Consider the following 12246-nt stretch of genomic DNA (forward strand, 5'->3'; position numbering starts at 1 on the left):
GGTCAAGATGCGCCGCCGTATCGCCGCGAGGATCGACCCGACGCACCGGACGCCCCATGCTGCGCCGTCCGCGAATCCTGCGCGGGCGTCCGGCTCGTGCCATGGATCCGCTCTCCGATGTGCTGTCGCTGCTCCGACCCCGCAGCGCCCTCAGCGCCGGCCTCGATGCCGGCGGGGACTGGGCGATCCGCTTCCCCGCACATGACGGGATCAAGTTCAACGCGGTGATGCGGGGCGCCTGCTGGGTGGCGGTCGAGGGCGAGGCCGAGCCGGTCGAGATCGCGGCCGGCGACTGCTTCCTGCTGACCCGGGGCCGGCCGTTCCGGCTCGCCACCAATCCCGGATTGTCGGCGATCGATTCCGCCACAATCTACGACCGAGCGGCGGACAATGTCGCGACCTGCAACGGCGGCGGCGATTTTTTCCTGGTCGGTGGGCGGTTCTTCTTCGCGGGCGATGCGGCCGGCCTGCTGTTCGATGCGCTGCCGGCGATCGTGCCGATCCGGGATGCCTCGAACCAGGCGGCGATCCTGCGCTGGGCGCTGGACCAGCTGGCCGTGGAGCTGCGCCAGGGCGCGCCCGGCGGCGCCCTGATGGCCGACCATCTCGCGCAGATCATGCTGCTGCAGGTGCTGCGGCTCTGGCTCGCCTCGAAGCGGCCGACCGGGTGGCTCGGGGCGCTCGCCGATCCCCGGCTGGCCCGGGCGCTCACGGCCCTGCACGCCGCGCCGGCGCGGCGCTGGACGCTGGCGGAGCTGGCCGGGCGCGCCGGCATGTCGCGCACGACGTTTGCGGAACGATTCCGGGCGGTGGTCGGGCAGCCGCCGCTGGCCTATCTCGCGGGCTGGCGGATGCAGCTCGCTGCCGACCGGCTGCGGCGCTCGGACGAGGGCGTCGCGTCCATCGCGTATTCCGTCGGCTACGAATCCGAGACCGCGTTCCGCACCGCCTTTAGTCGGCGGATGCTGTGCACGCCGATGCAGTATCGGCGGAGAATGGCCGCATTGTTGCTGCACCGCACCCTGCGCTAAAGCTCATCCGGAAAGGTGGATGCCGGCTTTCGGACGCGATGATGCGAGACCGAAACCGGACCGCCGGGACGCTGTCCGAGACCGAGCCGCGATGACGCCTTCCCTCTGGACCCGCCTGTCGAACCCGAGCCACTTCATGCGCTGGTCCGGCGCCCTGGTGCCGTGGCTCGCCGTCCTGTCGGTGGGCCTCGTCGGACTGGGGCTGTACCTGACCTTCTTCGCCGTCCCGCCCGACTACCAGCAGGGCGAGACCGTCCGGATCATGTACATCCATGTCCCGGCGGCCTGGCTCGGGGTGTTCTTCTACGGCGCCATGAGCCTGTCGGCGATCGGTACCCTGGTCTGGCGCCATCCCCTGGCCGACGTCGCCCAGCGCGCCGCCGCGCCGATCGGGGCGGCGTTCACGCTGATCTGCCTCGTCACCGGCTCGCTCTGGGGCAAGCCGATGTGGGGCACCTACTGGGTCTGGGACGCGCGCCTGACCTCGATGCTGATCCTGCTGCTGATCTATTGCGGCATCATCGCCCTGTGGCGCACCCTCGAGGAGCCGAACCGGGCCGCCCGCGCCGTGGCGATCCTGACCCTCGTCGGCGCCGTGAACCTGCCGATCATCAAGTTCTCGGTGAACTGGTGGTCGACCCTGCATCAGCCGGCCTCAATCCTGCGCATGGGCGGCTCCAGCATCGACCCGTCGATGCTCTACCCGCTGCTGATCATGATCGGCGCCGCCACGCTCGGCGGCACGACGCTGCATCTCTACGCCATGCGCACCGAGATCATGCGCCGCCGGGTGCGGACACTGACGATCCGCGAGGCCGAGCGCCTCGACCGGACCCAGCCTCGCCTCACGCCGAAGCCCGCCGGGATGCCGGTCGGGCAGCCGGTCTAGGATTTTTCAGATGGATCTCGGGTCTCACGGCGGCTTCATCGTCGCCGCCTACGCCTTTACGGCCCTGGTCATGGCCGGCCTGATCGGCAACGCGCTCCGCGACCGGCGGGCGCAGCTGCGCGCCCTCAAGGGTTTCGGGGAGGACCGGCGGTGACCGGCGACGAGACCCTGGACCGGCCGCCCCCGGTCCGCCGCTCGCTGCTGCTGATCATCCCGGTCCTGGCGTTCGCCATGCTGGCCGCGGTGCTGTTCCTGCGCCTGCGCTCGGGCGCCGACCCGGCAGCGCTGCCCTCCGCGATGATCGGCAAGCCGGTGCCGAGCTTCAGCCTGCCGGCGGTGCCCGGGCTCAAGGCCGGCGACGTCCCGGTGCCGGGCCTGTCGAGCACCGACCTGAAGGGCCAGATCACGGTGATCAACGTGTTCGCCTCGTGGTGCGCGCCCTGCCAGGTCGAGCACCCGATGCTGATGCGGCTCGCCCGAGAGCCCGGGATCCGGCTGGTCGGCATCGACTACAAGGAGCCGAACCCGGCCGCCGGCCAGCGCTTCCTGGCCCGGCACGGTGTGCCGTTCGCCGCCGTCGGGGCCGATGCCGACGGGCGTGCGGCGATCGATTTCGGCGTCTACGGCGTGCCCGAGACCTTCGTGATCGGGCCGGACGGCGTGATCCGCGACAAGCTCGTCGGCATCCTCACCCCGGACAATTACACCAGCGTGCTGACGCGGATCCGGGCGGCCGGGAAAGTCGCCGACGCGCGCTGAACCTTACTCGCCCGGCTGCGGCTCCTTGCGCTCGTAGCGGGTGAGCAGTGGCGTCTGCGCCAGCGCGAACACCACGGTGAGCGGCATGATGCCGAACACCTTGAAGTTGACCCAAAAATCCTCGGTCTGAGTCCGCCACACGACCTCGTTCAAGGCTGCGAGAACAAAAAAGAAAAGCCCCCAGCGGAAGGTGAGCTTGCGCCAGCCCTCCTCGGTGAGGCTGAACATCGAATCGAGCACCACCGACAGCAGCGAGCGCCCGAAGGCGAGCCCGCCGAGCAGCACGGTGCCGAACAGCGCGTTCACGATGGTCGGCTTGACCATGATGAAGGTCTTGTCCTGCAGCGCCAGCGTCAGGCCGCCGAACACCACCACGACGACGCCGGAGACAAGCGGCATGATCGGCAGGCGCCGCACCAGCACGAAGTGAACCGCCAGCGCCACCACGGTCGCCGCGATGAACACGCCGGTGGCCACGAACAGCTTCTGGTCGGGGGCGACGCCGAACTTCTCCGAATAGGCGTTGCCCAGGAAGAAGATGACGAGCGGCCCGAGTTCCAGCGCCAGCTTCACGAGCGGCGGCAGGTGGCGGCGTGGGGGGATGGATTCGATCTGCATGCGCTCGGTTGGCTCGAATGCGGCACTCGCGCTAGGCTGGAGGCCGGGCTGGCTGTGTGTAACGCGGGGCTTGCGATGTCCATCACGATCGACAACGCCGAGGTCGAGGCCCTGCTCGCCGACCTCACAGCGACGACCCACCGCGCCGCGCCGGATTTGTTGCTGGAGTTGCTCAGGCGGGAACGGGCGCGGGTGGAAGACGAGGCGGAGCGCTGCATCGCCGAGGACCTCGCGGCCGATGAAGCAATGCGGCGGCGCTTCAGCGGGAGTCCGAACGTCGATGCGCGGACAATCGAAGAGATCCTCGCCTACGACGAGAACGGCCTGCCGGTATGAGCGCTACGGCGGTCATTGAAGGTTCCAGCATCTCGCCCGTCATTCCGGGGCGCCGTAGGCGAACCCGGAATCCAGAGCCGCCGACGATACCATACCTTGATCTGCTGATGTTTCTGGATTCCGGGCTCCGCTTCGCGGCCCCGGAATGACGGTGTGATCGATAGCGCGGCTTCTGGAAAGCCTCGGCACATTCAGCAAGCGGTGTAGTCCGGGTCGAACACTTTGAAGGGGCTGCCGACAACCGCTATTTCTGACGCTGCTCTAATCCTTCTCCAGCCCGGCGATCGCCCGGGCGAAGTCTCGGGCCGCGAACGGCTCCAGATCCTCCACGCCCTCGCCGACGCCGATGAAGTGCACCGGCAGGCTGAACTTGGCGGCGAGCGCCACCAGGATGCCGCCGCGCGCGGTGCCGTCGAGCTTGGTCATCACCAAGCCCGAGACCGGTGCCGCCTGGGAAAACAGCTCGACCTGCGAAATCGCGTTCTGGCCGACCGTAGCGTCGAGAACGAGGAGCGTCGCGTGCGGCGCGTCCGGATCCTGCTTGCGCAGCACGCGGACGATTTTTTCCAGTTCCGCCATCAGCCCGGCCTTGTTCTGGAGCCGACCGGCGGTGTCGATCAGCAGCACGTCGGTCCCGGCGGCGGTCGCCTGCTTCAGGGCATCGAAGGCGAGCCCGGCCGCGTCGGCACCCTCGCCGCCGCTCACCACCGGGGTGCCGGTGCGCGCGCCCCAGACCTTGAGCTGCTCCACCGCCGCCGCCCGGAACGTGTCGCCAGCCGCCAGCATCACGGTCCGGCCCTCCGCGCGCAGCTTCGAGGCGAGCTTGCCCAAGGTCGTCGTCTTGCCGGCGCCGTTGACGCCCACGGTCAGGATCACGAACGGCTTCTTCGTCGCGTCGATGGAAAGCGGCACCGCCACGGGCGCCAGCGCGCGCTCGACCTCGGTGGCCAGGATCGCCCGGACCTCGTCGGGCGAGATCCCCTTCTCGTAGCGGCCCTTGCCCACGGCGTCCGAGATCCGCGTCGCGGTCTCCAGGCCGAAATCGGCCTGGATCAGAGCATCCTCCAGATCCTCCAGGGTGTTGGCGTCGAGCTTGCGCTTGGTGAACAGGCCGGTCACCCGGTCGGACAGGGCCGTCGAGGTCCGCTTCATCCCGGAGGTGAGCCGGGTCCACCAGCCCTTGGCCTCGGGCTCCCGATCCGGCCCGGCGCCGGCATCGTGGGCCAGCGCCGCAGCGGAATCGACCGGCTGGATGTCGGGTGCCGGCTCGACCACCGGCTCCCGGTTCGCGTCCCCGGTATCGACCGGGTCGGCGCCGTGCGCGGGGTCGTCCCCGGCCGTGCCGGCGGGCGGCCGCTCGGGCTCGCCCGCGATCGGCAGCAGGTCCGCCCCCTCGATCACGTCGGCGACGGGGGCTTCCGTCTCCTCGGGCGGCAGCGGGATATGGGCAACGTCCTCGGCCCCGGTGGCGTAGTCGGGCTGACCTTTGGAGGGCGAGGCCGGCGCGTCTGCGGGCAGTTCCGTCTCCGCGTTGTCCTCGGCCGTGCCTTCGCCCGTGCCCTGGCCCTTGCGCCCGAACAGGCGCCCGAACCAGCCGGGCTTGTCCTCGCTCGCCATGAAATCGCGTCCTCGCCCCACCTTGCTCACCCGATGAGGAGCTATTAGCCCGACCGGATGTCACTCACCTTCGACATAGGTGCCCGCCTCCTCTACCGCGATGCCCTGCTGCTCGTCATCGACAAGCCGCCGGGTCTTCCGGTCCATCCCGGCCCCCGCGGCGGCGAAACCCTCACCGACCATCTCGATGGCCTCCGGTTCGGCCTGCCGCGCCGCCCCGAGGCCGCGCACCGGCTCGACCGCGACACCTCCGGCTGCCTGGCGCTCGGCCGCCACGCCAAGGCGCTGGCGCGGCTGGGAAAACTGTTTGCCGGCAGCGCCGTGGACAAGACCTACTGGGCGGTGGTCAAGGGCGGCCCCGACGCGGAATCCGGCCGGATCGACCTGGCCTTGGCGCGCCGCTCCGACGATCCGCGCTCCTGGTGGATGAAGGCCGACCCGTCGGGCGACCCGGCCCTGACCCATTGGCGCGTCCTCGGCCGGGCCGGCGGCCGCACCTGGCTGGAGCTGAAGCCGGTCACCGGCCGCACACACCAGCTCCGGGTCCATTGCGCCGCCTCCGGCTGGCCGATTTTGGGAGACGCGATCTACGGCAGCGGCCCCCGCGGTGGCAGCCTGCACCTGCACGCGCGGACGCTGACGATCCCGCTCTACCCGAAGCGCGACGCGATCAGCATTGAGGCGCCACCGCCGGCGCATATCGCTGACGCCGTGACGCGAATGGGCGCCTAGACCGGTATTAGGTTTCTGGTGACAGTTTCGCAGCGTCAGCCGTCATTGCGAGCGTAGCGAAGCAACCTAGGGATACGCCTCGTTCGTAAACCGTGCGGTGCACTGGGTTGCTTCGCTGCGCTCGCAATGACGGTGCGGATAAGAATGCTGCGGTTTGAGGGACTTCAGGCAGCGATCAGCCGCGTCCCGTCATGTCCCGCGATCATGACCGCGTGGAACGTCCCCGCCTCGACCTCTCCCGCCAATCGCACCATCGTGAAATCCGCGCTGCGGCCGATGCCGCCACGCTCCGCAAGGACGGTCAGCGTGCGCCCGATCTGGCCGTCGAGGTGCCGGCGCAGGGCGTCGGCGCCGGCCGCGCGCAGGCGGGCGGCGCGGTCGCGGATCGCGTCGGCTGCCACCGGGGGCATGCGGGCCGCCGGCGTCCCGGGGCGGGGCGAGTACGGGAAGACGTGGAGATGCGTCAGCCCGCATTCGGCCACGAGATCGAGGGAGCGGTTGAACTGGTCCTCGGTCTCGGTGGGGAAGCCCGCGATCAGGTCGGCGCCGAACACCACGTCCGGGCGCATGGCTCTCACGGTCTCGCAGAAGCGGATCGCGTCGGCGCGGCTGTGCCGGCGCTTCATCCGCTTGAGGATCAGGTCGTCGCCGGCCTGGAGCGACAGGTGCAGGTGCGGCATCAACCGCTCCTCCTCGGCGAGCGCCGCCAGCAGCGCGTCGTCCGCTTCCACGGAGTCGATCGAGGAGACGCGCAGGCGCGCGAGCTGTGGCACGCCCTTCAGGATCGCCCTCACCAAGCTCCCGAGAGATAGTGCCGGCCCGGAGAGGTCGCGGCCATAGGCCGTGAGGTCGACGCCGGTGAGCACCACCTCGCGGCCGCCATGGGCCACGATGGCCTCGACCTGGGCGATGACGTCGGCGACCGGCACCGAGCGCGACATGCCGCGGCCGAACGGGATGATGCAGAAGGTGCAGCGATGGTCGCAGCCGTTCTGCACCGGCACGAACGCCCGCGTGTGGCCAGCGACGGAGTCGATCCGCGTCGGCGCGACCGTGCGGGCCTCCATCACGGCGCCCGGGCCGGTGCCGGCGGGCGACCAACCGGCTGCGCTGAGCTTCTCCGTGTTACCGACGAGGCGCGCTACCTCCGGCATCGCCGCGTAGGCTTCGGTCTCGACCTCGGCGCCGCAGCCGGTGACGACGATCTCGGTCCCGGGCCGCTCCCGCGCGATCCGGCGGATCGCCTTGCGGGCCTGGCGGCCGGCTTCCTGGGTCACAGCACAGGTGTTGACCACCACCCGGTCGCGCCCGTCGGCCGCCGCGTGGACGCGCAGGGCCTCCGACTCGACCGTGTTGAGCCGGCACCCGAAGGTGAGGGTCTCGACGCCCATCAGGCGGCGCCGGAAAACAGCTCCGGCGCCAGGGTACCCTCGGCGACGAGCGCGACCGGGCCGGTCATCAGGACATGGTCGTCGGCGCGCCATTCCACGAACAGCTCGCCTCCGGGCAGCCGGACGGTGGCCTGCCGGCCGATCATCCGCAGGCGCGAGGCCGCCACCACGGTGGCGCAGGCGGCGGTGCCGCAGGCGAGCGTCAGCCCGGCGCCGCGCTCCCAGACCCGCAGGGTGATCGCCTCGCGCTCGGTCACTTGCGCGATCGAGATGTTGGCCCGCTCCGGGAAGAGCGGGTGGTTCTCCAGCATCGACCCGATCCGGGCGAGGTCGTAGGAGGCGGGATCCCGGTCGACGAAGAACACCGCGTGCGGGTTGCCCATGTTCACGGCGCCCGGCGAGTGCAGGATCGGATCGTCGATCGGGCCGATCTGCAATTCGATCCGCCGCGTGTCGGGGAACGGCTCGGAGAGCGGGATCTCGTCCCAGGCGAGCTTCGGCCGGCCCATATCGACCGTGAAGGCACGCTCCGAGACCCGGCGCACGCCCACGCGGCCGGCCGAGGTCTCCAGGACCAGCCGTCCGCCCTCGGCGGGGCGGGCCATGGCCGGGTCGTCGAGCATCGCGTAGGCGACGCAGCGGGTGCCGTTGCCGCAGGCGCCGGCTTCCGAGCCGTCGGTGTTGTAGATCCGCATGAACGCGTCGGTGCCGGCGCTCACGGGATCGTGCAAGACCATCAGCTGGTCGAAGCGCGAGCCGGGATCCTGCGCGATCGCCCGGGCCTCCTCGGGCCGGACCTTGGCCACCGAGCCGCGCAGGTCCAGCACCACGATCGCGTTGCCGGCGCCGTGCATCTTCAGGAAGCGTCTATGGGCGAGTGCGCTCATGCAGCCAGAGGGGTTGAGGGGATCGGCCAGCTATATGGCAAAACGCTCTGCCGGACGCGAGGGGGCCCAGCGGCGTGGCAGATGCGCCGCACCCGCGGCTCTCGTAGCGCGTGCCCTCGCGGGCGGGCCGGATCGCCACTAGGTTAGCCGGCGGGAGCCCACGCGACGATCCGCCGGGACCCGACCGGAGCGCCACCCGTGATCCGCCTTCGTTCCTTCGTCGCCCTCTCGACCATCCTGGCCCTCGCCGCCGGCGGCCCCGTCGCGGCGCAGCAGCAGCCCGCGCCCCCGCCCTCCACCGCGCCGGCGCCCGCCCAGACCAGCCCGCTGCCGACCACCACGGCCCCCAACCCGGTCGCCGACCCGACCAAGAGCGCGGCTCCGGCGCCCCAGCAGGCGATTGCGCCGCCCCCCGCCGGCCAGGCGGCCGTGGGGACACCCGCGCGCCCGACGCTCATCGAGAAGCCGGGCGAGCCCGGCGACGTCGACGAGGTGACCCTGCCGGCCAAGCCCGCCGCGATCGTCTCGGGCAAGACCAAGTGGGAGGAGGCCATCGTCAACCTGCGGCAGGCTTTCGCGCGGATCGAGACAGACCTCGCCAAGATCGGTGTCGCGCCCGCGGGCCGGCCGCTGGCGGTGTTCACCCGCACTGACGATGACGGCTTCGAGTTCGAGGCGATGATCCCGGTGGCCGCCGCCCCGAACCCGGCGCCCGCGGAAGCCGACGGCCTGCGCTTCGGCACGACCCCGTCCGGCAAGGCCCTGCGCTTCCCCCACCGGGGCTCCTACGAGTCGATCGACGGCACCTACGAGACCCTGACGGCCTATCTCGACGCCAAGGACATCGTCGTCCAGGACCGCTTCGTCGAGGAATACGCCACCGACCTCAAGGACGGCACCGACGACAACCTCGACGTGAACATCTTTGCGTTGGTGAAGTAGGCTGCCGGAAACGGTCGCAAAAAGAATTTTTGTTTTCTTCTTTGGACGAAACCTCGCCGTGAGCTTGATCATCCGCCCTGTCATCCCGGGGCCGCGAAACGGAGCCCGGGATCCATAACCGCCGGCAGCCCAAGGGCTTGCCTGATCGGCGGCTCCGGATTCCGGATTCGCCTGCGGCGCTCCGGAATGACAAAGCGATCCCTTCGGTCATCCGGCTATCGCGGATCGAAGAACGGATTTGGGCGACGGCGCGCTGCGTCGGAAAACTCTTCCCTCGCGCGATGATCCAGTAACCACCCGCGAACGTCGCGCCGTCTTGACCGAAGGGACAGATCGCCGCTGTATTGAGCGACCCGGAACAGCGGCGGCAGCTCGCGGATTCGTCGTGCATGTCGACTTCCCTGTTCCCGACCACCTCCGCACCGCTGTCGCGCCGCCGGGCCGCCGCGTCGCCGGCCGATCCGGCTTTCGCCGACAAAGCACTCGCGGTCCATGCCCGGCTCTGCCCGGTCTATGGCTGCCCGATCCCGTATTTCCACAGCCTCGACCCGGTGAGCGAGCTGGTCTCGTCGCTGCTGTCGCACCGGACCCGCAACGCCGAATCCGGCCGGGCCTTCAAGGCCCTGCGTGCCCGCTTCCCGGACTGGGAGGCGGTGATCGACGCGGAGGTGCCGGAGATCCAGGCGGCGATCGCCGGAGTGACCTGGCCGGAGCTCAAGGCGCCGCGGATCCGCGAGGTGCTCCTCGCCGTGCGCGAACGCTGCGGCAGCCTCGATCTCGCCTTCCTGGCCGACATGGAGGTCGCGGCGGCCCGGGCCTGGTTGGAGGCGATCCCCGGGATCGGGCCGAAGACCAGCGCGGCGGTGCTGTCGTTCTCGAGCCTGCGGATGCCGGCCCTGCCGGTGGACAGCCACCACCACCGGGTCGCCCAGCGCCTCGGCCTGATCGGGCCGCGGGTCGATGTCGGGCCCTCGCACGCGATCCTGCGGGCGCAGCTGCCCGCCGATTGGAGCGCTCAGGATCTCTACGACAATCACGAGATCCTGATGCTGCACGGCCAGCAGGTCTGCCATCATCGCCGCCCGGCCTGCGGGCGCTGCGTCTTAGTCGATCTCTGCCCGAGTGCGGCCGCGGGCGCGCGGGAGCCGTAAGGCGATCCTTGACCGGTCCGGGCCGCGGGTGCGAGTAACCCGGCGCCCGGCAGGCGCAGAGCCCCGGCAATGTACTGCTCAGGATCGGCGCCGATGGCCGCGTTCACCGAATTGGTCTTCTCGGGCGTCCAGCCCACCGGCAACCTGCATCTCGGCAACTACCTCGGGGCTGTGAAGCGCTTCGTGGAGATGCAGGATCGCGACGCGCAGTGCCTGTACTGCGTGGTCGATCTGCACGCGATCACCGTCTGGCAGGACCCGGAGGCCCTGCGCGGTCAGATCCGCGAGGTCACGGCCGCGTTCCTGGCCGCCGGCATCGATCCCAAACGTGCGATCGTGTTCAACCAGAGCCAGGTGTCCCAGCACGCCGAGCTCGCCTGGGTGTTCAATTGCGTCGCGCGGCTGGGCTGGCTGAACCGCATGACCCAGTTCAAGGAGAAGGCCGGCAAGGACCGGGAGAACGCCTCGATCGGGCTCTACGATTACCCGGTGCTGATGGCGGCCGACATCCTGGCCTATCGCGCCACCCACGTCCCCGTCGGCGAGGACCAGAAGCAGCACCTGGAACTGACCCGCGACATCGCCCAGAAGTTCAACACCGATTTTTCGGGCTCGATCGCGGCGCACGGCCACGGCGAGGCGTTCTTCCCGATCACCGAGCCGCTGATCGGCGGGCCGGCGGCGCGCGTCATGTCGCTTCGGGATGGATCCAAAAAAATGTCGAAGTCGGACCCGTCCGACAACGCGCGCATCAACCTGACCGACGAAGCCGACACCATCGCCCAGAAGATCCGGCGGGCGAAGACCGATTCCGAGCCGCTGCCCTCCGAACTCGCGGGGCTCAAGGAGCGCCCGGAGGCGGACAACCTCGTCGGGATCTACGCGGCGCTCGCCGGCATCAGCCGCGAGGCGGTGCTGCGCGATTTCGGCGGGGCGCAGTTCTCGACCTTCAAGCCGGCTCTGGCCGACCTCGCCGTGACGAACCTCGCGCCGATCGCCGGGGAGATGCGCCGGCTGACGGCCGATCCCGGCCATATCGACGCCGTGCTGGCCGACGGCGCCGGGCGGGCCGAGACGATCGCGGCCCAGACGCTCGACGCGGTCAAGGACATCATCGGCTTCGTGCGCCGGAGCCCGAACCTCCAGGCGGTGCGGTGACGATCCGGGCGCTCGTCTTCGACGTCTTCGGGACGCTCGTCGACTGGCGCTCCGGGGTCGCCCGGGAGGCCGCGCGCCTCCTCGCGCCATACGCGCCGGCGCTCGATGCCGGCGCCTTCGCGGATGCCGATTCTTTCGCGGATGCTTGGCGCAGCCGCTACAACCCCGCGATGGAGACCGTGCGTTCCGGCGCCCGGTCGTTCGTCGATCTCGACATCCTGCAGACGGAATCGCTGCCCGACGTGCTGGCGCAGTTCGGCATCGTGGGCGTGCCCGAGGACGTGCGGCGGGAGCTGGTCCTGGCCTGGCACCGGCTCGACGCCTGGCCCGAGGTGCCGGACGCGATGCGTCGGCTGCGGGAGCGGCACCTCCTGGCGCCGAACTCCAACGGCCATGTCCGGCTGATGGCCGACCTCGCCCGGCGCAACGGCTTCATCTTCGACGCGATCCTGGGCGCCGGCTATTCCCGCGATTACAAACCGAAGCCGGCGCTCTACCGCGACGCGGTGGCGGCCTTCGGCTTCGCCCCGGCGGAGACCCTGATGGTCGCCGCCCATTCGAACGATCTCGCGGTGGCGGCGAGCCACGGCCTGTCCACCGCCCACATCGCCCGGCCCCACGAGCACGGACCGGCCGGCGGCGAGACTGCGCCGACCGTCCCGGTCACCCATGCGGCCCGGGACCTGGCGGACCTGGCCGATCAGCTCGGCTGCTGACGACGGAGCAAAGGGGGGC

14 protein-coding genes are annotated in these 12246 nt (G+C 70.4%); 10 read left to right on the forward strand and 4 right to left on the reverse strand.

The window, feature by feature from the left end; translation table 11 throughout:
* Positions 1-101: 101 nt before the first annotated feature.
* The 4 genes from MKL09_RS17290 (at position 102) to MKL09_RS17305 (ending at position 2679) form a co-directional block, all read left to right on the forward strand.
* On the forward strand, positions 102-1031 hold the full coding sequence (locus MKL09_RS17290; protein ID WP_244022152.1) for an AraC family transcriptional regulator: 930 nt from the start codon (positions 102-104) through the stop codon (positions 1029-1031).
* A gap of 91 nt (positions 1032-1122) precedes the next feature.
* The gene (locus MKL09_RS17295; protein WP_244022097.1) at positions 1123-1920 is read left to right on the forward strand and encodes a heme ABC transporter permease; all 798 of its coding nucleotides are present in this window, start codon (positions 1123-1125) and stop codon (positions 1918-1920) included.
* A gap of 10 nt (positions 1921-1930) precedes the next feature.
* A complete protein-coding gene (gene ccmD / locus MKL09_RS17300; protein ID WP_058193846.1) occupies positions 1931-2074 on the forward strand; it encodes a heme exporter protein CcmD in 144 nt (47 codons plus the stop codon).
* Positions 2071-2679 carry a DsbE family thiol:disulfide interchange protein gene (locus MKL09_RS17305; RefSeq protein ID WP_244022098.1) on the forward strand — a complete coding sequence of 203 codons (609 nt, stop codon included), beginning with the start codon at positions 2071-2073 and terminating at the stop codon, positions 2677-2679. Before ccmD ends, MKL09_RS17305 begins: the two co-directional genes overlap by 4 nt.
* 3 nt (positions 2680-2682) lie before the next feature.
* Here MKL09_RS17305 and MKL09_RS17310 read toward each other — a convergent pair whose 3' ends face one another.
* On the reverse strand, positions 2683-3297 hold the full coding sequence (locus MKL09_RS17310) for a septation protein A (protein WP_244022099.1): 615 nt from the start codon (positions 3295-3297) through the stop codon (positions 2683-2685).
* 75 nt (positions 3298-3372) lie between these two features.
* Between MKL09_RS17310 and MKL09_RS17315 the strand changes: the two genes are divergently transcribed.
* The gene (locus tag MKL09_RS17315; RefSeq protein ID WP_244022100.1) at positions 3373-3633 is read left to right on the forward strand and encodes a type II toxin-antitoxin system VapB family antitoxin; all 261 of its coding nucleotides are present in this window, start codon (positions 3373-3375) and stop codon (positions 3631-3633) included.
* Positions 3634-3894: 261 nt separating this feature from the next.
* Here MKL09_RS17315 and ftsY read toward each other — a convergent pair whose 3' ends face one another.
* Entirely contained in the window at positions 3895-5250 is a 1356-nt protein-coding gene (gene ftsY, locus MKL09_RS17320; RefSeq protein WP_244022101.1) for a signal recognition particle-docking protein FtsY, read from the reverse strand.
* Between the two features lie 57 nt (positions 5251-5307).
* On the opposite strand from ftsY, the gene MKL09_RS17325 reads away from it, so the two are divergent.
* On the forward strand, positions 5308-5982 hold the full coding sequence (locus MKL09_RS17325; protein ID WP_244022102.1) for an RluA family pseudouridine synthase: 675 nt from the start codon (positions 5308-5310) through the stop codon (positions 5980-5982).
* Between the two features lie 164 nt (positions 5983-6146).
* Here the strand turns inward: MKL09_RS17325 and mtaB are convergent, their stop codons facing one another.
* Complete coding sequence (gene mtaB / locus MKL09_RS17330; RefSeq protein WP_244022103.1) at positions 6147-7373, reverse strand: tRNA (N(6)-L-threonylcarbamoyladenosine(37)-C(2))-methylthiotransferase MtaB; 1227 nt, start codon at positions 7371-7373, stop codon at positions 6147-6149.
* Complete coding sequence (gene dapF / locus MKL09_RS17335) at positions 7373-8260, reverse strand: diaminopimelate epimerase (RefSeq protein WP_244022104.1); 888 nt, start codon at positions 8258-8260, stop codon at positions 7373-7375. The genes mtaB and dapF overlap by 1 nt, the downstream gene beginning before the upstream one ends.
* Before the next feature lie 198 nt (positions 8261-8458).
* Between dapF and MKL09_RS17340 the strand changes: the two genes are divergently transcribed.
* The 4 genes from MKL09_RS17340 to MKL09_RS17355 all read left to right on the forward strand — a co-directional run bounded on the left by MKL09_RS17340 (position 8459) and on the right by MKL09_RS17355 (position 12227).
* Positions 8459-9202, forward strand: coding sequence for a GyrI-like domain-containing protein (locus tag MKL09_RS17340; RefSeq protein WP_244022105.1), 744 nt, complete (start codon positions 8459-8461; stop codon positions 9200-9202).
* 389 nt (positions 9203-9591) lie between these two features.
* Positions 9592-10353 (forward strand): endonuclease III domain-containing protein, encoded by a 762-nt coding sequence (gene nth / locus MKL09_RS17345; RefSeq protein ID WP_244022107.1) that lies wholly within the window; start codon positions 9592-9594, stop codon positions 10351-10353.
* 93 nt (positions 10354-10446) lie between these two features.
* A complete protein-coding gene (gene trpS / locus MKL09_RS17350) occupies positions 10447-11511 on the forward strand; it encodes a tryptophan--tRNA ligase (RefSeq protein WP_244022108.1) in 1065 nt (354 codons plus the stop codon).
* Complete coding sequence (locus tag MKL09_RS17355; RefSeq protein WP_244022110.1) at positions 11508-12227, forward strand: haloacid dehalogenase type II; 720 nt, start codon at positions 11508-11510, stop codon at positions 12225-12227. Before trpS ends, MKL09_RS17355 begins: the two co-directional genes overlap by 4 nt.
* Positions 12228-12246 lie beyond the last annotated feature (19 nt).

Source organism: Methylobacterium sp. J-048 (assembly GCF_022829515.1).
Lineage (GTDB): Bacteria > Pseudomonadota > Alphaproteobacteria > Rhizobiales > Beijerinckiaceae > Methylobacterium.

Coding starts and splice junctions, on each gene's coding strand:
- MKL09_RS17325 (WP_244022102.1), top strand. CDS start 5,308: ATGTCACTCACCTTCGACATAGGTGCCCGCCTCCTCTACCGCGATGCC.
- trpS (WP_244022108.1), top strand. CDS start 10,447: ATGGCCGCGTTCACCGAATTGGTCTTCTCGGGCGTCCAGCCCACCGGC.
- MKL09_RS17290 (WP_244022152.1), top strand. CDS start 102: ATGGATCCGCTCTCCGATGTGCTGTCGCTGCTCCGACCCCGCAGCGCC.
- MKL09_RS17295 (WP_244022097.1), top strand. CDS start 1,123: ATGACGCCTTCCCTCTGGACCCGCCTGTCGAACCCGAGCCACTTCATG.
- MKL09_RS17310 (WP_244022099.1), bottom strand. CDS start 3,297: ATGCAGATCGAATCCATCCCCCCACGCCGCCACCTGCCGCCGCTCGTG.
- MKL09_RS17315 (WP_244022100.1), top strand. CDS start 3,373: ATGTCCATCACGATCGACAACGCCGAGGTCGAGGCCCTGCTCGCCGAC.
- nth (WP_244022107.1), top strand. CDS start 9,592: ATGTCGACTTCCCTGTTCCCGACCACCTCCGCACCGCTGTCGCGCCGC.
- ccmD (WP_058193846.1), top strand. CDS start 1,931: ATGGATCTCGGGTCTCACGGCGGCTTCATCGTCGCCGCCTACGCCTTT.
- dapF (WP_244022104.1), bottom strand. CDS start 8,260: ATGAGCGCACTCGCCCATAGACGCTTCCTGAAGATGCACGGCGCCGGC.
- ftsY (WP_244022101.1), bottom strand. CDS start 5,250: ATGGCGAGCGAGGACAAGCCCGGCTGGTTCGGGCGCCTGTTCGGGCGC.
- mtaB (WP_244022103.1), bottom strand. CDS start 7,373: ATGGGCGTCGAGACCCTCACCTTCGGGTGCCGGCTCAACACGGTCGAG.